At 60.0% G+C, this 18,392-nt stretch carries 15 protein-coding genes; 10 read left to right on the top strand and 5 right to left on the bottom strand.

The window, feature by feature from the left end; translation table 11 throughout:
* Positions 1–132: 132 nt before the first annotated feature.
* Both lacG and DXB53_RS04810 read right to left on the bottom strand, forming a co-directional pair.
* On the bottom strand, positions 133–1,572 hold the full coding sequence (gene lacG, locus DXB53_RS04815) for a 6-phospho-beta-galactosidase (RefSeq protein WP_022094685.1): 1,440 nt from the start codon (positions 1,570–1,572) through the stop codon (positions 133–135).
* 66 nt (positions 1,573–1,638) lie between these two features.
* Entirely contained in the window at positions 1,639–3,414 is a 1,776-nt protein-coding gene (locus tag DXB53_RS04810; RefSeq protein ID WP_117583547.1) for a lactose/cellobiose PTS transporter subunit IIB, read from the bottom strand.
* Between the two features lie 357 nt (positions 3,415–3,771).
* Here DXB53_RS04810 and DXB53_RS04805 point away from each other — a divergent pair, with 357 nt between their 5' ends.
* The 7 genes from DXB53_RS04805 to DXB53_RS04775 all read left to right on the top strand — a co-directional run bounded on the left by DXB53_RS04805 (position 3,772) and on the right by DXB53_RS04775 (position 10,159).
* The gene (locus DXB53_RS04805; protein WP_117583546.1) at positions 3,772–4,776 is read left to right on the top strand and encodes a LacI family DNA-binding transcriptional regulator; all 1,005 of its coding nucleotides are present in this window, start codon (positions 3,772–3,774) and stop codon (positions 4,774–4,776) included.
* Positions 4,777–4,990: 214 nt separating this feature from the next.
* On the top strand, positions 4,991–5,329 hold the full coding sequence (locus DXB53_RS04800; protein WP_055252615.1) for a PTS lactose/cellobiose transporter subunit IIA: 339 nt from the start codon (positions 4,991–4,993) through the stop codon (positions 5,327–5,329).
* Positions 5,330–5,594: 265 nt separating this feature from the next.
* On the top strand, positions 5,595–6,584 hold the full coding sequence (locus DXB53_RS04795) for a hypothetical protein (RefSeq protein WP_117583545.1): 990 nt from the start codon (positions 5,595–5,597) through the stop codon (positions 6,582–6,584).
* A 307-nt stretch (positions 6,585–6,891) separates the two neighbouring features.
* Positions 6,892–7,320 carry a galactose-6-phosphate isomerase subunit LacA gene (lacA, locus tag DXB53_RS04790; RefSeq protein WP_006234830.1) on the top strand — a complete coding sequence of 143 codons (429 nt, stop codon included), beginning with the start codon at positions 6,892–6,894 and terminating at the stop codon, positions 7,318–7,320.
* Between the two features lie 63 nt (positions 7,321–7,383).
* Positions 7,384–7,908 carry a galactose-6-phosphate isomerase subunit LacB gene (gene lacB / locus DXB53_RS04785; protein WP_117583544.1) on the top strand — a complete coding sequence of 175 codons (525 nt, stop codon included), beginning with the start codon at positions 7,384–7,386 and terminating at the stop codon, positions 7,906–7,908.
* Positions 7,909–8,285: 377 nt separating this feature from the next.
* Positions 8,286–9,167 (top strand): aldose 1-epimerase family protein, encoded by an 882-nt coding sequence (locus tag DXB53_RS04780; protein ID WP_117583543.1) that lies wholly within the window; start codon positions 8,286–8,288, stop codon positions 9,165–9,167.
* Positions 9,168–9,223: 56 nt separating this feature from the next.
* Complete coding sequence (locus DXB53_RS04775) at positions 9,224–10,159, top strand: hexose kinase (protein WP_117583542.1); 936 nt, start codon at positions 9,224–9,226, stop codon at positions 10,157–10,159.
* Positions 10,160–10,572: 413 nt separating this feature from the next.
* On the opposite strand, the gene DXB53_RS04770 is transcribed toward DXB53_RS04775, so the two are convergent.
* Both DXB53_RS04770 and DXB53_RS04765 read right to left on the bottom strand, forming a co-directional pair.
* Positions 10,573–12,201: a UDP-glucose--hexose-1-phosphate uridylyltransferase gene (locus DXB53_RS04770; protein ID WP_369831352.1), complete on the bottom strand. Its 1,629-nt coding sequence runs from the start codon at positions 12,199–12,201 to the stop codon at positions 10,573–10,575.
* Positions 12,192–13,397, bottom strand: coding sequence for a galactokinase family protein (locus DXB53_RS04765; protein WP_199409679.1), 1,206 nt, complete (start codon positions 13,395–13,397; stop codon positions 12,192–12,194). Before DXB53_RS04765 ends, DXB53_RS04770 begins: the two co-directional genes overlap by 10 nt.
* 383 nt (positions 13,398–13,780) lie before the next feature.
* Between DXB53_RS04765 and DXB53_RS04760 the strand changes: the two genes are divergently transcribed.
* Both DXB53_RS04760 and DXB53_RS04755 read left to right on the top strand, forming a co-directional pair.
* Positions 13,781–14,767, top strand: a complete 987-nt coding sequence (locus tag DXB53_RS04760) for a LacI family DNA-binding transcriptional regulator (protein ID WP_117583539.1) — start codon at positions 13,781–13,783, stop codon at positions 14,765–14,767.
* Positions 14,768–14,896: 129 nt separating this feature from the next.
* Positions 14,897–16,057 carry an FprA family A-type flavoprotein gene (locus DXB53_RS04755; protein WP_233503116.1) on the top strand — a complete coding sequence of 387 codons (1,161 nt, stop codon included), beginning with the start codon at positions 14,897–14,899 and terminating at the stop codon, positions 16,055–16,057.
* 65 nt (positions 16,058–16,122) lie between these two features.
* Here the strand turns inward: DXB53_RS04755 and DXB53_RS04750 are convergent, their stop codons facing one another.
* A complete protein-coding gene (locus DXB53_RS04750; RefSeq protein ID WP_117583537.1) occupies positions 16,123–16,926 on the bottom strand; it encodes a DeoR/GlpR family DNA-binding transcription regulator in 804 nt (267 codons plus the stop codon).
* 335 nt (positions 16,927–17,261) lie between these two features.
* Here DXB53_RS04750 and DXB53_RS04745 point away from each other — a divergent pair, with 335 nt between their 5' ends.
* On the top strand, positions 17,262–18,119 hold the full coding sequence (locus DXB53_RS04745) for a class II fructose-bisphosphate aldolase (protein WP_022095149.1): 858 nt from the start codon (positions 17,262–17,264) through the stop codon (positions 18,117–18,119).
* The last annotated feature ends 273 nt before the right edge of the window (positions 18,120–18,392 follow it).

The following is an 18,392-nucleotide window of genomic DNA, read 5'->3' as shown; positions in this document are numbered from 1 at the left end:
ATGTTACAGATCGAGACAAACGGCTCCCGACCAGCCCAAAAACAAAAAGACCGGGGGCGGCGCGCCGTGTGACGTGCCGCCCCCGGCTGAGAAATGGGGACAGGTTGTGTGAGCGGGCAACCCCGCCAGCCACTAGTCCAGACGACGGGTCTGCGCCACGTGCTTGTACCAGTAGGCGCTTGCCTTGGGCGTGCGCTTCTGGGTTTCAAAGTCAACGTAAAAGAAGCCGTAACGCTTGTTGTAGCCATTGGTCCAGGAGAACTGATCCTGCAGGCTCCACAGGAAGTAGCCGCCCACGTTGACGCCCACCTCCATGGCCTTGAGCAGCCAACGCAGGTGCTGCTCGATGTAGTCGATGCGCGGCTGGTCGTCCACAAAACCGTCCTTGTAGGGGTCCTTGTAGCCCATGCCGTTCTCGGTGATGAAAATCTGCTTGTAGTTGGGGTAGCGCTGCTTAATGTAGACGAGCAGATCGAACAGGCCCTCGGGATAGATGATCCAGTCCCAGTCGGTGGTGGGGATGCCAGGCTTGTTCACATGCTCGCCAATACCCTTAACGCGCCAGCGGCCAGTGCCCTTCTCGCCCGTACCGTTGTGGTGCAGGTCGTTCTCGCCGTCGTAAGCCTTCAAGAAGCGGCACTGGTAGTTGTTAACGCCCAGGTAGTCGTTGTAGAGCGCGGCCTCGCGCATGATTTCCAGATCCTCGTCTAGGATCTCGATGGTGCCGCCCGAGACGGCAGCCAGGCGGTTGGCGCACTCGAGGGTGTCGGGCGCATAGTCGCCGCGGAAGGTGGCGTCGAGCAAGAACTGGTTTTGCAGCACGTGCTCGTTGTTGGCGGCTTTGATGTCGGCGGGGTCGTTCTCGTTGAGCGGGTACTTAAACTCCAGCGACTGGATGACGCCGATTTTGCCCTTAAAGCCGCCGTTGTGGAAGGCCAGCACGGCCTTGGCGTGGGCGAGCATCATGTTGTGCTCGCACTGGAAGGCCTCGGCCAGATGAGCTTTGACGCCGCCGGGGAAGGTGCCCTCGATGTAGGTGTTGGAGGCGTCGGCCCAGATCTCGTTAAAGGTGAACCAGTAGGTCACCTGGTCGGCGTACTCCTTAAAGCAGAAGGTGGCAAAGTCCACAAAGGCATCGATGGTCTCGCGGTTGAGGAAGTCGCCCTTCTCAAAGAGGGGAAGCGGCGTGTCAAAGTGATGCAGCGTGACGAACGGCTCAACGTGGTGCTTGTGGCACTCGGCGAAGAGATCGTGGTAGAACTGGACGCCCTCGGGGTTGATTTCGCCGGTGCCGTTGGGGAAGATGCGGCTCCAGGCGATGGAGAGGCGAATGCCGTTGATGCCGAACTCCTCGCACAGCTCCAGGTCGACGGGGTACTGGTTGTAGAAGTCCGAAGCGGGATCGGGGGAGAAGCGCCCCTGGGCCTCCAGAAAGTCGTCCCAGGCAACCTTGCCCTTACCGTGAGTGCGGGTCTCGCCCTCTACCTGGTAGGCAGCGGTGGCGCCGCCAAAGACAAAGTCCTCGGGAAACTGCGCGGGCGGGTTGGTGACGCTAGCAGGATTAACGGACATGATGATCCAATCGTCTAAATCGAAGGGCCAGCCGGTCTTGGATGGTCGGCTGGCCCTGGGCGTTACTTACTTCGAAAGTTGCTCACTCACGAAGGCGAGAGACTTGTCGCCGTTCTGGGAGAGCTCGATGTACTGCTTGCCACGGCAGGCGACGCACTTGTTGCCCACGCGCTCACAGTCCTTCTGCAGGTCGGCCAGGTAGCTTGCGGCCTGCGGGGCCAGGACGACCAGGTCAAAGTCGGGGAGCATGTCCACGTGGTTGCCATAGGCCTCGGCAGCGGTCTCGAGGTTAATGCCGCGCTCCTTGGCGGCCTTGGCCAGCGCGTTGGCGAGCAGGCCCGAGGTTCCGCCGCCCTGGCAGAGCACGAGCACGCGCTTGCCGTTGAGGTCGCTGGCGGTCGTTGTCTCGGCAGCGGGTGCTGCGGAAGCGGCGGGGGAGTCGGCCTTCACGGCCTCGGCAGCAGCGCCGGCGGCAACGCTCTTGGCGTCAGCCTTGCCCTGGAAGGCATCGTTGAGCTTGGCGGCTTTCTCGGCGTTCTTGGCGGCGAGCTCCTCCTGGGAGATCTCGGCCTCCTCGGCGCACTTCTGGGCGTCATAGGCACGGAAGAACGGATAGTACAGGGCAAAGTCGACGACCAGGATGATGGCGAGCATCACAAAGGCGAGCGGCTGGAAGCCCAGGCCCATGATGGTGCCGATGGGGCCGGGGACGGTCCAAGGCAGGGTGTACATAAAGCCGTTCATGCCCAAGAAGTCGATAAAGATCTTGAGGATCCAGATGTTGGCGATCGGGGCAAAGACAAACGGGACAAAGAAGACGGGGTTGAGCACGATGGGTGCGGCGAACAGCAGCGGCTCGTTGACGGCAAAGCAGACGGGGACGATGGCGGCCTTACCGACGGCGCGCATCTCCTGAGACTTGGCCAGGAAGCAGAACATAAAGACCAGGACGAGCGTGGCGCCGGTGCCGCCCATGCAGACGACGAAGTACTGGGCACCCTGGGTCAGGACAGCGGAAGCGTGCTGGCCGGCCTGGAACGCAGCCAGGTTGTCGGTCATGTTGGCAACGAGAGCGGCGGCGATGGCGGGCTCGACGATCGAGGGGCCGTGGACGCCCACGAACCAGAAGAGGCTCATGGCGCCGTAGATCACAGCGAGGCCGATGTAGCCATCGGCAGCGGTGAACAGGGGCTGGAACACCTGGATGACACCCTGGGCAAAGCAGAAGCCAAAAGCAGCGCGGAAGACGATGTCAAAAACCCAAAAGACGGTGATGCAGACGGAGAAGGGGATGATGTCCTTAAAGGTCTGCGAGATGTTGGGCGGAACCTGCTCGGGCATCTTGACGGTGATGTTGCGCTTAATGAAGAACTTGTAGATGATGCCGGTCACAAACGCAGCGATGAAAGCGGTCAGCAGGCCCTTGGAACCAAGGTAGGTGGTGTTGAAACCGCTGGCAGCGTCCGTGGCGATGGTGTCGCTCGAAAGGAGCAAGAAGCCGATGATGGCCGCGCACATGCACGAGATGAAGTTGATCTGGTTGTTCTTGGGCAGATCGCGGTTCTGAGCGTCGGCGAAGTGCTTGGCCGTGGTGGCGGCGCAGGCGATGGCCAGGATGCCCATGGAGTAGTTGTAGCACTTCCACAGGGCGTTGTTGATGTCATCGGGCCAGTAGAAACCCCAGATGTTGGGGACCGAGGCTACCAGGCAGAAGATGGACGAGAAGATGATGATGGGGATGACGGAGATAAAGCCGTCGCGGATCGCCTTGAGGTACTTGTTGCGGGCGATCGCGTTGAAAAAGGGCTGGCCCTTTTCGATGATGGCGATGAGTTGCTCCATGCAATGCTCCTAAGAGTCGGTGGGTTAGCAACGATGGTAGCTTTTGGCGTCCGGTTGCCAAAATGTTGACGTTGCCATTTTGCGACACAAAAAAAGACGCGAACCGGTGATTCCTGTGCCTGCGAACCGTCGATTCCTTACGCGTAAACGTTTGAGCCGCCCGGTGGCTCTGTGTTTGCACAATGGCAACGTTAACATTTGGTAGACAAAAGCCGTTCGGGGAAGCAAAAATGTCGGTGAACGGTAGGTTTTGGGTGGTGAGCGTATGGTGGGGGAGGCGTTGGATATACTTGAAGACGTTTCATTTGACTGCGCAAGGTGCCACCAATGGCATCGTTGACATAGAAAGATCGACCTATGGCCGCTGTTAAAAAATCGGTATCCGTCAAAGACGTAGCGCGCCTCGCGGGCGTCTCGGAGCAGACAGTCTCGCGTACGGTGCACGATTCGCCCAGCGTGCGCCCCGAGACCAAGGAACGCGTGCGTGCCGCCATGCGCGAGCTGGGGTATCGCCCCAATTTTGCCGGTCGATCGTTGCGCCGTGGCAAGTTTAAGACCGTCGGCGTCGCCATGTTCAACATTACCGGCACCGGCAATCTCGACCGTATGGAGGGCTTTGCCGCAGCGGCCGACAAACATGGCTATGCCATCACCCTCACTAAAGTAGACGGGCATCCGTATACCCTCGAGAGCGCATCGTCGCGCATGAGCGCACTGCCGGTGGATGGCATGGTTGTGATTATGAACCGCATGCCGGCGGACTTTGGAACCTTCGAGCCGCTGCCCGGCATGCAGACGGTGCTCGTTACGATGTTGGAGCACCCGCTCTGTTCAACGGTCGATAACGACCAGTTCGATTGTTCGCGCCAGGTGGTCGAGTATTTGCTGGGGCAGGGACACAAGACTGTGCACTTTATCTCGTGTCCCGAGCGCTCGCTTTCGGGCATGCGGCGCGAGGAAGGCTGGCGTGAGACATTGCGTGCGCATGGCATTGAGCCCCCGCAGCTCGTGCGTGGCGACTGGACGGCGCAGAGTGGATATGCTGCCGGCCAGGCGCTTGCGGATGATCCGACCTGCACGGCCATTTATGCCTCCAACGATGCCATGGCATATGGCTGTATCCGTGGGCTCGAGTCGCGCGGGAAGTGCGTGCCCCAGGACGTGAGCGTGGTGGGTGTTGACGATAGTCTGGGTGATATCGTGCCCGACCGTCGCCTGACCACGGTGCGCTTTGACAACAAGCGCGTCGGCATGTGGGCGGTCGACAAGATTGCCGACGCCGAGGGCGTTGCGCCCGGTGTGGAGCACATGCTGTTTCCGGGCGTGCTCGTCGAGGGCGATACGGTGCGCGATGTACGCTAGGGCGCGGGTCTGTTTGGGTTTCCGCTAATTGTGTTCGATATTGTTTAAATTGGTTTAAAAACCGTTCACGGTCGAAAAGTGACCGTTCATAGCTCGAAATTACGTTTTGCGCTGTTCTTTTTTGTTTGAATGTTATTGTTTCTGTCATACACAACGCAGCGCGTATGCCCGGACGCGATGCTCTCCATTGGTTCATATGTGAAAGGAACGCAACATGGCAACCAAAGAAGAAATCTCGATGGTTGGATTCGAGATCGTCGCATACGCAGGTGACGCCCAGACCGATCTGCTTGCAGCGCTCGATGCTGCTCGCGAGGGTGACTTTGAGAAGGCCGAGCAGCTGCACAAGGATGCCAGCGATGCGCTCATCGGTGCCCACGACACGCAGACCAAGCTGCTTTCGCAGGAGGCCGGCGGTGGCGAGATGGAGATGACCTTCATCATGGCTCACGCTCAGGACACTCTCATGACCACTATGATCCTGGAGAAGCAGGCCCGCTTTACCATCGATGCCTACAAGCGCATTGCCGAGCTCGAGGCCAAGCTCGCCTAACGAGCCCTCACAACCAAGTCCCCTTCCAAAAGCTCTGCCGCTACCCGCGGCAGGGCTTTTTCTGTCCTCCTCCAAGTTGCGGTGAAATATAGTCATTGGGGACGTTCTTAAACGACTAGTCATTGGGGACAGTCTTGGTGCGCTCCGTTCGTCCTCCCGTTCGATTTTTGCTCGGTGGGTATACTTCCTTTCGCATTAAACGCCGGACTGAGGAGGTATCCAAATGCCGGATAACGGGTCAATACAAAAAAGAGGCGCGCACGAGATGGCTCATGGGCGTCCTGTCCAGATAACCGAGCACACGACGGTAACCGAGCTGCAGCCCAGTCTGTCCGATGTCGTGTGCGCAAACAAAAAGCTGCAGATTGGCTTTATCGTTGCGCTCGTGGTGCTGGCGCTGCTGTCGGGCTTTGTGGCTCGTCCGCATTTCGCCGATACCAAAACTTGGGACTCCACCATCGAGGTCATCGATCAAAAGAAAGGAAACGTACTGGCGCTCACGACCTCGTGCGTGGCGCTGTCTGCGGGCATTACCGCGCTGCCGGGTGATACGGGAACGCCGGTTGCCGAGCAGCTCGCGCAGCTTTCAGGCAACCTTGGTATCGTGCTTGCCGTGCTATACCTAGAGAAATATTTGCTCACGATTTTGTGGTCGGTTGGCCTGGGCATCTTAATCCCGTTTGCGTTGGCGCTCTTTGCGGTGTCGCTCGGCATTCACGGGCGCTGGAGCACGAGCGCTGTCCTGCGCCGTGTGGCGACGCGCGTGCTGGTGGTTGCCGTGATCGGCATGGCGCTCGTGCCCGCGAGCGTATGGGTGTCGCAGAAGGTCGATGAAACGTATCGCGTAAGTATTGAGCAAGCTGAGCAAAAGGCTGCGGACGCTGCGGACGCGGCCGACACCACGGACAAGTCAGCCGAGACCAGCTCAAAATCGAACAAGAAAAAATCCGAGGCCAAGGAGTCCAAAAACGTGCTCGAGCAGTTGACTGACGGGGCCTCGAGCCTTGTTACGTCGGTGACCAGCGGTGCCAAGCAGATGACCGATGAGATCGTGCATCAGGTGACCGATCTGATCGAAGGCGTCATCGTGATGATCGTGACCTCGTGTGTGATTCCTCTACTGGTGCTCGTGGCGTTCCTATGGCTAGGACACGTGCTGCTGGGGATCGATATCTCCGGTCCCGCGAACTATCTGACGGGTCGTTTCTTGAGCGCTCCGTCCAGACATGCCAAGAAGAGCGGGCAGTCTGAGTAGGCGGCAAAGCGATCTTTGGAAGATCAACCGTAAGAAGGGCGGCCGAGACACGTTCTCGGTCGCCCTTTTGTTTGTTGAACACGTGGGCGCTACGTCCGCGCCGGGCTCAAACGGTCAGCAATCATCCGTGAATGGTGTTTGTTCAAAAAAGAACAAAGATAAACAAATTATTGTTGCAGTCGGTGTTCGAATGTGTTCAAATAAACACGAACAGTGAAGAACCGCACATTCAGATGCCCGGACCTGAACGCGATTCAACACTTCCAAACAGAAACTACGCACCTGCGTATCTCTCAAGGAGGATGTCATGAGGGTTGTAATCGCTTCCGATGCCGACGGTATGTCGATGAAGGAGTCCATCAAGGAGATGCTCATCGCCGACGGTCACGAGGTCGTCGACTATTCCGAGACCCCTGCCGCGGACTTTGTCGATTCCGCGACCGCCGTTGCCAAGGACCTGCTGGAGCACAAGGATTCCCAGGGCTTTGCATTCGATAAGTACGGCGTCGGCTCCTATATGGCCGCCGTCAAGATCAAGGGCATGGTCGTCGCCAACATTTCCGACGAGCGTTCCGCTTACATGACCCGCGAGCACAACGGCTCGCGCATGGTCACCATGGGCCCGGGCGTTGTGGGCACCGAGGTCGCCAAGAAGATCGCCCGCGAGTTCCTGCGTGCCCAGTACGCCGGCGGCCGTCACCAGATCCGTGTCGACATGCTCAACAAGATGGCCTAACGAGAGCCACCGAGAACTCGAACTTCTACCTCAACTTGTGAATTCAGACGAAAGGACGTTCTGATGAAGAAGACCATCGCAATCGGTTGCGACCATATCGTTACGGACGAGAAGATCTATCTGGCCGACCGCCTGGAGCAGGCTGGCTACAAGGTGCTCGACTGCGGCACCTACAGCCACACCCGTACGCACTATCCCATCTATGGCAAGGCCGTGGGCGAGGCTGTTGCCAGCGGCAAGGCCGACTTTGGCGTGGCCCTGTGCGGCACCGGCATCGGCATCACCAACGCCGTCAACAAGGTTCCCGGCGCCCGCTGCGCCCTGGTCCGCGACATGACCTCTGCCCTGTATGCCCGTCGCGAGCTCAACGCCAACATCGTGGGCTTTGGTGGCAAGATCACCGGCGAGTTCCTGATGGCCGATATCATGCTTGCCTTCCTGGAGGAGCCCTACGACAAGACTCCCGAGCACGACGCCCTGATCGCCAAGATCGACGCCTGCAATAAGGCCGACGCCGAGGCTCAGGCTGACCCGCACTTCTTTGACGAGTTCCTCGAGAAGTGGGACCGCGGCGAATACCACGACTAAGGAGGTTACGCGGTTTTACCAAACCGCGTAACGGGTCGACGCTGCGCGACGCCCAGGCACCCCATCTCGCCGCTCAAACCGTCGCTCGCGTACATGAAGTACGCGTCGCTCCTCTTTCGCGGCGACCTGGGGCACCTGAGCGCCGCTCGCTGACGTTGGGGGTACCTGTGGGGTTACCGCTGTTGTTGCGAAGCCGTCGGTTCGGTAAGCTGCTCCGATAACACGTTTGCTTGCTTGGCTTGAGTGCTTCGCTCTTGGCGGTACCCGGCATTCTGCAGCTTTTCAATTGACGGCTCGCGTTTCTGTGAGGGGGCGCGGGCCGGTTTTCTATCAGCCCTATTGACTTGGCGGGCTGTCGTAAGAAAGGGAAGGCTCCTATGGAGTTTGTTCTTGATAACGGTTTGATTTGTGTGGCGTTGACCACGGCGGGCGGGTCGTTCACTTCTATTGCGGCCAACGGCCGTGAGTACCTGTGGCAGGGCGATCCGGCGGTCTGGTCGGGCCAGGCACCCATTTGCTTTCCGATTTGCGGCGGCCTTCGTGGCGGCCGCGCGATGACCATGGGCGGCCGCGAGGTCAAGCTTGCCCGCCACGGCTTTGCCCGCAAGCAGGAGTGGAAGCTCGAGGAGCAGGGCGACAGCATGGTTGCGCTGAGCCTAAGCTCTGCCGACCACGCCGAGCTACTCGAGCAGTATCCGTATCCGTTTAAGATCGTCGCGCGCTACACGATCGATGCGGCTAAGGTGGCCGTGTCGTACGAGGTGACCAATGAGGGCACCGAGGATATGCCATTCTTTGTGGGCGGTCACCCCGGCTTTAAGTGCCCGCTCGACGAGGGCGAGTCCTATGACGATTATGAGCTTCGTTTTGAGCAGCGTGAGGCCACCGAGCTCTGTACTGCCGTTCCCTCGACTGGCCTGATTGATGTTGAGCATCGCAGCAAGAACCCCATGATCGACCAGAGCCTGCCGCTTACCCACGAACTCTTCGACTTCGCGGAGACCATCTTTGACGTGCTCGAGAGCCGCGTGGTTACGCTGACCAAGAAAACCGAGGACAAGGGCGTGCGCCTGACGTTCCCCGATATGCCGTACCTGATTGTGTGGAGCAAGCCCGAGGGCGACTTTGTGGCTGTTGAACCGTGGGGTGGTCTGTCCACCTGCTCCGACGAGGACGATATTCTGGAGCACAAACGTGGCTGCCTGGTGGCCAAGCCGGGAGAGACCGTCACTCGCTGCTTTGAGATCGAGATCCTTTAAAGAGCTATCGTATGTTTGGGGTCGCACACGTCGTGCCCCGGAAACAGGAGTTCAATATGATTCTGACCGTTACCATGAACCCGTCGATTGATACGCGCTATCAGCTCGACAAGCTGATCATCGACGATGTTAACCGTGTGACGCCCGAAAAGACCGCTGGCGGTAAGGGCCTCAACGTGAGCCGCGTGCTGCTGCAGCTGGGCGACGATGTGCTTGCGACCGGTCTGCTCGGCGGCCACATGGGTGCCTATATGGCCGAGCTTATGGATGCCGATGACGTCAAGAACGACTTTGTGCCCATTGCCGGTGAGACGCGCATTTGCCTGAATATTCTGCACGAGGGTAATCAGACCGAGCTGCTGGAGAGCGGCCCGCAGATCGCCCCGGCCGAGCTCGAGGCCTTTACGGCTAAGTTCGCCGAGCTTGCAGCGAAGGCGGACGTTGTGACGCTTTCGGGCTCGCTGCCGCGTGGCGTCGATGCCGGCTACTATGCCGAGCTCGTCAAGATCGCCGAGGAGGCGGGCGCTAAGGTGCTGCTCGACACCTCGGGTGCATCGCTGGAGGCCGCGCTGGAGTCCGACGCTAAGCCTGAGCTCGTAAAGCCCAACCTGACCGAGATTAACGGCCTGCTGGGTACGTCCTTTACGATCGATGATGTCGATGCCCTGCGCGAGGCGCTTGCCGCCGATGGCCGCTTTGCCGATATTCCCTGGGTTGTCGTTTCGATGGGCGCTGCCGGTTCGGTGGGCTTCCATGAGGGCCGTGCGTTCCGTGCCAAGACGCCCGCGATTGCGGCTGTGAACGCGACGGGTTCCGGCGACTCGACCATCGCCGGCTTTGCACATGCCATTGCTGCTGGTGCCGACGACGTCACGGTGCTCAAGACCGCCAATACCTGCGGCAAGCTCAACGCCATGGATCCCAAGACCGGCCACCTGGTCATGGACCGCTGGGACGAGATCTACAACAACGTTGTCGTGACTGAACTGTAGGGTTACGCGGTTTTACCAAACCGCGTAACGGCCCGACGCTGCACCTCAGGTTCCGCCGTTCTGCCGAACGGCGGACCGGCCGACGCTGCAAACCCGCCAGAGCGGCAATCTGCCTTTCAACTGCGGCGGCATGACCAGAAGGTCAATGCCGCCTCGTCTCAAGGCACCTTGCTCGCTCTGGCGGGTTTTCGCTGTTGTTGCCAAAACATCGACGTTGCCCTGGTCGCAAGTAGTCGTTGGGGACGTTCTTAAATGACTAGTCAAACAAGAACGTCCCGAACGACTAGTCGTTTAAGAAAGTCCCCAACGACTAGCCAATAAAACGGCGCCCGTCGGCGATGTTGCCGGCGGGCGCCGTTGTCGTGTGGGTGTCTATGCTGTGCGGGCTGCCGTTGAGCGACCGGGTCTGTGCTCTACAGCGAGTCGATAAAGCGCTGCTGGGCGGCACGTCCCGCCTCGTCCCACTTAAAGACGCCGGCGTTGTCGAGCACGTGGCCAAACACCACGCCGACCTCCTCGTGCAGGATATCGATGGCGTTGTCGGCCGTAAGCTCGTCGGCGCGGCGGGCATAGACATCCTCGGCCCATGCGGCGTGGCTGCGGCAAAGGTCGTCGCCCTCGAGCGCGCCAGCAAGGTCGTAGCTGGCATCGGCCTTGGCTGCCAGCAAGTGCTCGCGGACAGCGCCGAGCTCGGGAACCAAGCGCGGCGGCAAAATGGCCAGGCCCATGACCTCGATCAGGCCGATGTTCTCCTTTTTAATATGGTGATACTCGGCATGCGGGTGGAATACGCCCAGCGGATGCTCATCGGTCGTGATGTTGCAGCGAAGCGCAAGATAGGCCTCGTAGATCTCGCCACCGGCGTTGCCGCGGGAGTCGACGCGGCGGATGACGGGCGTCACGGTGTTGTGCGCCACGCCATCCGCTGTGTGCGCGATGACGCCCACCGACTCATCGGTCCACTCGCGCCAGGCAAGGATAATCTTCTCGGCGGCGTCGAGCAGCTGGGCGCGGTCGTGCGAACGCAGTCGCAGCACCGAGAGCGGCCACTGCAACACGGTACCGCTGACCTGGTCAAAGCCGGGCACGCTAAACTGCGAGACCTCAGCGGCGTGCATCATGGGGAACTCGTGTGCGCCGCCCTGGAAGTGGTCGTGCGACAAGATCGAGCCGCCCACGATGGGCAGGTCGGCGTTGGAGCCAATAAAGTAGTGCGGGAACAGGTCCACAAAATCGAGCAGGCAGGTCAGACCCTTGCGGTCGACGTGCATCGGACGATGCTCGGAGCTCATAGCAATGCAGTGCTCGTTAAAGTACGCGTACGGGCTGTACTGGAAGCCCCAGCGCTCGCCGTCGAGCTGGATAGGGATAACTCGCAGGTTCTGACGGGCGGGATGGGCACCGCCGTCGGCTGCGGCGGAGCGTCCAGGGTAGCCCTCGTTCTCGATGCACAGCTGACAGGCGGGATACTTCTCGCTCGTGTTTTTGGCGGCACCGGCCGCGGCAATATCGCGCGGGTCCTTCTCAGGCTTGGACAGGTTGATGGTGATCTCCAGGTCGCCCCAGTTGGTGGGGGTGCTCCATTTGATATTGCGCGCGATGGCGGCGCGGCGCACGTAGCCGGCGTCGCAGCATAGACCGTAGAACCAGTCGGTTGCGGCGCGGGGCTCGTTGACACCAATGCGGCCGTTGAATTCCTCGTTTACAACCGAAGGCCTCGGCATCAGCACGCCCATGATGCGCATGGCGATGCGATCGCGGCCCGATGCCGTGTCCTCGGCGGCGCCGTTGGCAACGGCAGCCTCGGAAAGCGCGGCAAGCGTGCCTTCAAGGTCAAAGTTGGGGAGTGTATCGGGGTGCAAGAGCGAAATCTTCTCGGTCTTGAGCGCCCAGGCCATGTCGAGTGCGGGGCCCGTGGCGCCGATGCACTCCAGAATGGTGTTGTAGGCCCAGATGCGGTCGTCCTGTCCGATCATCGATCGGTGGATAGCATATTCGATGAGGCCCTGCGCAGCCTCGCGCGCGTCAGTCATTACAGCCATGCCGCGTAAGCCCCCTTGTCAGAAATTGCGTAGTGGCGGGCAGAGCCCTCGCCCAGCCAGCCGTTCATCTTGGCAATGAAGGTGTCGACCAGGTCGAGCGGCACGAAGGCCTGGATGGTGCCACCAAAGCCGCCGCCGTGGATGCGGACGGCGCCGCGGCCGTCGAGCACATGCTCGGCCAGTGCCAGGGCATACATCGAAGGCTGCTCGGAGCCCAGCTTGGCAACGACATTCTGCAGGTACATGGCAGAGCTGGCGCCGGACTCGCGCGTCAGGACCAGGAACTGATCGATGTCGCCGGCGTTGAGCGCTGCCCAGCGCTTGTCGACCAGGCCGTTTTCGTACCAGTAGTGAACGGCGCGCAGGCAGGCACGGTCGCCCAGCTTGGCGCGCAGCTCGGGGAGTTTGGCGTCAAAGTCCGCCACATTTACCTCGCACAGGCGCGCCTTGCCAAACTCGGCAGCGACGTCTTGCATCTCGCGTGGAACGGCGGCGTAGTCGTCGGTGGCGGCCACATGGTCGGCGCCAACCTTAACGAGCACGAGCGCATAGCCGTGATCCTCAAAGTTGAGTTCGAGCTTCTGGGTTTTAGGCTGAGCCTGGTCCTCAAAGTCCATGTAGGCAAGGCCGCCCAGGCACACAGCGGCCTGGTCCATCAGACCGCAGGGCTTACCATAGTAGTTGTTCTCGGTGCGCTGGCTCATCTGGGCGAGTGCGACGGGCTCGATGGCGGGTGCGCCCCAGAGGGTTTCCATGGCACGACCGTATGCGGCCTCGACAGCAGCAGAGCTGGAAAGGCCGCCGCCAGAGGGGACAGAGCAGGTGAAGGCGAAGTCGAAGCCCTGGGGCTCAACGTCCAGAGCAGCGATTTCGTGGGCCATGCCGCGGACGAGGCTCGCGGACGTGCCCTTCTCGGACGCTTGAATATCCAGCGTGTCGAGCGTGATCTCAAAGGCGGGGTAGCCCTCATCGGCAACGCGGACCTTGTTGGTGTCGGTTGCCACGGCGATGCCGTCAACGGCGACATCGAGCGAGCCGGCGATGACATGGCCACCCTCGTGGTCGGTGTGGTTGCCACTGATCTCGGAACGGCCGGGCGCGTGCACGTAGAGCACCTGGCGGTCGCCGATGGGACCAAACTCCTCCTCAAACAGCTTGGTGAGCATGGCGAATGTCTTTTCGTCGGGGGTGGTCATGGGAGTCCTTTCCTTGGCGCGCACGGGTGAGTTTTGCGTCGTTATGAGTACGTTAACAACTTGAAGCGGCATGAACCAAGTGTTCTCGACACCGCACGTTACAGGCTATGTTAACGTACTCATAACACATCGCTTGTCACTTTTTGAGAATCTGGTAATCGGTAGAAATACAGCCGTGAACGGTACTGCCGTGTGGACTTATAAAGCAGAAGAGATTCAGATAGAAAAAGTAGAGTACGTTAACATGCGTCCGACGATAGCGGGCCTCGGCGCGGGGTGTATTTCTGTCCGGGCCGGCATGCACGCTATTCACATCTCGCAAGGGTGAAGGTGATCCTGTGGCAAGGCGCCCGTCCAACGATACCAGTTCGCGTCCGGTCTCCATGGCCGACGTCGCCCGCGCTGCCGGCGTTTCGCAGCAGACGGTTTCGCGCGTCGCCAACGGCTTGCCCAACGTTAACGAGCAGACGCGCCAGCGCGTGCAGGCCGCTATGCAAGAGCTCGGCTTTCGTCCGAGTTATGCCGGTCGCTCGCTGCGCGACGGCCGTTACCATTCGGTCGGCCTGTGCGTCAACGATGTCACCAAGTTTGGCAACCTCTCAATGATCGACGGCATCGCCAGCGCTGCTCGCGAGCATAATTGCGCTATCACGCTGGTCGAGATGTCCAAGACCGAGGAGTTTTCGCTTGCCGAGGCCACGCGTCGTATGGCGGCATTGCCGGTGGACGGCATCATCATCGGCATGAGTCGCATGGCACCCGATTTCGAGACGTTTGATCCACTGCCGGGCATTGGCACGGTCATCGTTACCATGTACGCGCACCCCCGGGTGACCACGGTCGATTCCGACCATTACGGCTGCTCGCTATTGCTTATGGATCACCTGTTTGAGCTGGGGCACGAGCAGATTCGCTATATCGGCGGCCCGTCGTTCTCGGTCGACGAGCAATTTCGTCGCGCCGGTTGGCAGGATGCGCTCGAGCGTAAACACATCGAGCCGGCAGAGCCGCTCGAGGGCGACTGGTCTGCCAACAGCGGCTACGAGGCCGGCAGGTACCTGGCCGAGCACGATCACACCATGACGGCGATCTATGCGGCAAACGATCAGATGGCAAATGGCGCGATTGCCGCGCTGCGTGATAGCGGCCTGCGCGTGCCCGAGGACGTGAGCGTGGTGGGCGTCGACGATTCGCTCGATGATTTTGTGGCACACAACGAGCTCACGACCGTGCGATTCGATCTACATCAGCGCGGACGCGAGGTGTTTGAGCATGCGGTTCCCGAGGCGGGTACGGCGGGCAAAAACGTTGCCATTCGTATTCCCGGTCAGCTCATCGTTCGACATAGTACGGCGGCACCGCGCGCATAGTTTTCGCAGGTCAACGGTAATATGTTGAACATCAATAACAATCGGTAAGGATGTCGGTAGATAGCTGTTGGGATGTAGCCGAGTGCTATGATAGACGGGCTCTTTTGTCTATCTAGGAGGCTTTGCCTGATGGAGATCACCAAGGATATCCGCTACATTGGCGTCGACGATCACGACATTGACCTGTTCGAGGGCCAGTACGACGTGTCCGAGAACGGTATGGCATATAACAGCTACGTTATCTTGGGCGACAAGATCGCTGTCGCCGATTCGGTCGACGGTGGCTTTGTCGACGAGTGGCTCGGCAACCTCGAGGCCGCGCTCGATGGCCGTACGCCCGACTACCTGGTTGTTCATCACATGGAGCCCGATCACTCCGCCGGTATCGCCGCCTTTATGGAGCGCTATCCCCAGGCACAGATTGTGGCCAGCGTGGGTGCTTTCCGCATGATGGTCAACTACTTTGGCACCGACTACCCCGAGCGTAAGATGGTCGTCAAAGATGGCGACGTGCTCGACCTGGGCGGCCACAGCCTGACGTTTGTCGGCGCCCCCAACGTTCACTGGCCCGAGGTACTCTTCTCCTACGAGTCCACCGATAAGGTGCTCTTTAGCGCCGACGGCTTTGGAAAGTTTGGCGCCAACGACATCGAGGACCCCGAGGGTTGGGCTTGCGAAGCGCGCCGCTACTACTTTGGCATCGTCGGTAAGTTCGGCAAGTTCGTGCAGGCCGTGCTCAAGAAGGCCGCCGATCTGGATATCCAGATCATCTGCCCGCTCCATGGTCCTGTGCTGACCGAGAACCTGGGCTACTACCTCGACACTTACAACACCTGGTCGAGCTACCAGCCCGAGGACGAGGGCATCACGATCGCCTATGCGAGTGTGTATGGCCATCTGAAGGCTGCCGTTGAGGAGCTCGCATCTGCGCTCGAGGCCCGCGGCCAGAAGGTCTCCGTCTTTGACTTGGCTCGCGACGATATGGCCGAGGCCGTTGAGGACGCGTTCCGCTATGACCGTCTGGTGCTCGCCTCCATTACCTATCAGGGCGAGATCTTCCCGTTCATGAGCACCTTTATCCACACGCTTGCCGGGCACGCCTATCAGAACCGTACGGTGGCACTCGTCGAGGCCGGCTCTTGGGCGCCCACCGCTGCCAAGGTTATGACCAAGGAACTCGAGGGCATGAAGGACATCACTCTGGCGCAGAACAAGGTGACCGTGCTGGGTTCGCTCAACGACGCCTCGCGCGCTCAGATCGAGGCCCTCGCCGACGAGCTTTCCAAGTAGCGATATTTCGCTTTTAACGAGCAAACCACCACAAAGGGGACAGGCACCTTTGTGGTGGTTTTTGTTTAAGCGCCGGCGATGACGAGATTTGGGCGGGCGTCGTCGACGATTTCGGCGATTGAGGCGGCGACGGCATGATCGGGGTCACGGTCCATCACGATGGCGTCGACGTCGGCGAGCTCGGCAAAGCGGTACATGCCACGTCCGTTGACCTTACTGGCGTCCATGAGGGCGACAGTTTGACGGGCGGCGCCGACCATAGCCGCTTTGGTCTCGGCCATCTGCGGAAAGTCGGTCGTAAAGCCGCAGCCGGGAACAAAAGCTCCAGGGCACATGACGGCAAGATCGGCGTGGACCATTTGGAGCGCCTGCATAGTGAGCGGTCCGTACAGATAACGATGGCCTTTGCGCAGCGCCCCGCCCGGCATGACGACATCGACTGAGGGCATGCTCTCGTCGATGTAATCGGCAATGGTAATGTCGGCCGTGATGACGGTGATACCATCGCGCTGATCGAGGAGCCGGACGAACTCGAGCGCCGTGGTGCCCGAGTCGACGAGCAGGGTGTCACCGCTGCCGACGAGTTCGATGGCACTTTGTGCGATGGCCTGCTTGGCGGCGACATTTACGTTGATGCGGCGATCTTGCGTGGAGACAGTTAGGCGTTTGTGGAGCGACACGGCGCCGCCATGCGTGCGACGCAGCTTGCCGGATTCGGCGAGCGCGTCCAGGTCGGCGCGGGCGGTGACGGAGGACACGCCAAAGGTTTGGGCGATGTCTGCCACCTGAACGGAGGCGTTATGCTCGAGCATTTCCATGATGGCGGCGCGGCGCTCATCGGCGAAAGCCCGGGTTGTTGCGTGGGCCATAGCTGCTCCATCCTCAACCTAAATTTGCAGGAATTGTGTTGAGTCTATTTTCGTTCATTTTCTTTTTAAGTAAGAAAACACCTTTCGATTACTTATCTTTTCTATAAAAGAAAGACAATTCGTGTGAAAACTTCAGTGTCGGATAGAGGAATTTGGTCCGAATCCCTTCCGTTTGCTTTTCAAAAACGAGCGTCTTGACCTGCGTGCCGGCGATATCTCATGCATGTAACACGAACGATTTTCATACAATGGGGGCAGCAAAACGCAAGGTAAAACGCCTTGCGGACACGTACGCCCGATGTCCAGATGCGGGCGAGGGAGAGGAGCAAACGCTCATGGCACTTGTTACCACCGAAAAGATGCTCAAGGACGCTCAGGCCGGCCACTACGCTGTTGGCGCTTTCAACGTCGAGAACCTCGAGTTTGTTATGGCCGTTCTAGCCGCTGCCGAGGAGACCAAGTCCCCCGTCATCATGCAGACCACCCCGGGCACCATTAAGACCGCTGGCCTGGACTACTTCTACGGCATGGTCAAGGCTGCCGCCGAGCGCGCTTCCGTGCCCGTCGCCCTGCACCTCGATCACGGCGATGGCTATGACCGCTGCATGCAGGCTTTCCGCACTGGCTACACCTCTGTCATGATCGACGGTTCGCATGAGTCCTTCGAGGACAACATCGCCCTGACCAAGTCCGTTGCCGACGCTGGCCGCGCCATGGGCGTGCCCGTCGAGGCTGAGCTCGGCAAGGTCGGCGGCAAGGAGGACGACGGTCCCGCGGTTGAGGGCGAGAGCCCCTACACCGATCCGGCCGAGGCCAAGGAGTTCGTCGAGCGCACCGGCTGCACCTCGCTGGCCATTGGCGTTGGCACCAGCCACGGCGTGTACACGAGCGATCCGCACATCGAGCAGTCCGTGGTCAAGGCCATCCGCGACGCCGTCGACGTGCCGCTGGTTCTGCACGGTACCTCCGGTGTGCCCGATGAGCAGGTTGCCGAGGCCGTGAAGAACGGCATCTGCAAGGTCAACTACGCCACCGAGCTGCGTCAGGCCTACACCAAGGGCTTCATGGCCTACATGGCCGAGAACCCCGCCTGCTTCGATCCCAAGAAGCCGGCCAAGGAGGGCATGCGCGAGATCACCGAGCTGGTTAAGATCCGCATGACCAACCTCAACTCTGTGGGCAAAGCAGAGTAACAGCAAGGGTACTCTGATCCCACCGGACGGTTTGGGCGGGTCCCGTACTTAGTTTCCAAAACGTCCTCGCGCATGAAGGCCCCCGTTGTCTCGCTTCTTCGAAGCGTTGACAACGGGGGCCTTCGCGCTGCGGAATGATTTTGGAAACTAAGTACGGGACCCGCCAAACCGTTCTGCTCAATCGCCCTTGTGGCGTTAGTGTCGGAAAAATAAGACGTTGCTTTTTGCCCCCTGCGGAAAGATTGGAGAACTAAGCCCTCGTCCCTCCCAGGT

Source organism: Collinsella sp. OM04-5, assembly GCF_003439125.1.
Taxonomy (GTDB): domain Bacteria; phylum Actinomycetota; class Coriobacteriia; order Coriobacteriales; family Coriobacteriaceae; genus Collinsella.
The sequence above is the reverse complement of the archived record's forward strand: the minus strand, read 5'-3'. Positions and strand labels throughout refer to the sequence as shown.

Coding starts and splice junctions, on each gene's coding strand:
- lacG (WP_022094685.1), bottom strand. CDS start 1,572: ATGTCCGTTAATCCTGCTAGCGTCACCAACCCGCCCGCGCAGTTTCCC.
- DXB53_RS04810 (WP_117583547.1), bottom strand. CDS start 3,414: ATGGAGCAACTCATCGCCATCATCGAAAAGGGCCAGCCCTTTTTCAAC.
- DXB53_RS04805 (WP_117583546.1), top strand. CDS start 3,772: ATGGCCGCTGTTAAAAAATCGGTATCCGTCAAAGACGTAGCGCGCCTC.
- DXB53_RS04800 (WP_055252615.1), top strand. CDS start 4,991: ATGGCAACCAAAGAAGAAATCTCGATGGTTGGATTCGAGATCGTCGCA.
- DXB53_RS04795 (WP_117583545.1), top strand. CDS start 5,595: ATGGCTCATGGGCGTCCTGTCCAGATAACCGAGCACACGACGGTAACC.
- lacA (WP_006234830.1), top strand. CDS start 6,892: ATGAGGGTTGTAATCGCTTCCGATGCCGACGGTATGTCGATGAAGGAG.
- lacB (WP_117583544.1), top strand. CDS start 7,384: ATGAAGAAGACCATCGCAATCGGTTGCGACCATATCGTTACGGACGAG.
- DXB53_RS04780 (WP_117583543.1), top strand. CDS start 8,286: ATGGAGTTTGTTCTTGATAACGGTTTGATTTGTGTGGCGTTGACCACG.
- DXB53_RS04775 (WP_117583542.1), top strand. CDS start 9,224: ATGATTCTGACCGTTACCATGAACCCGTCGATTGATACGCGCTATCAG.
- DXB53_RS04770 (WP_369831352.1), bottom strand. CDS start 12,201: ATGGCTGTAATGACTGACGCGCGCGAGGCTGCGCAGGGCCTCATCGAA.
- DXB53_RS04765 (WP_199409679.1), bottom strand. CDS start 13,397: ATGACCACCCCCGACGAAAAGACATTCGCCATGCTCACCAAGCTGTTT.
- DXB53_RS04760 (WP_117583539.1), top strand. CDS start 13,781: ATGGCCGACGTCGCCCGCGCTGCCGGCGTTTCGCAGCAGACGGTTTCG.
- DXB53_RS04755 (WP_233503116.1), top strand. CDS start 14,897: ATGGAGATCACCAAGGATATCCGCTACATTGGCGTCGACGATCACGAC.
- DXB53_RS04750 (WP_117583537.1), bottom strand. CDS start 16,926: ATGGCCCACGCAACAACCCGGGCTTTCGCCGATGAGCGCCGCGCCGCC.
- DXB53_RS04745 (WP_022095149.1), top strand. CDS start 17,262: ATGGCACTTGTTACCACCGAAAAGATGCTCAAGGACGCTCAGGCCGGC.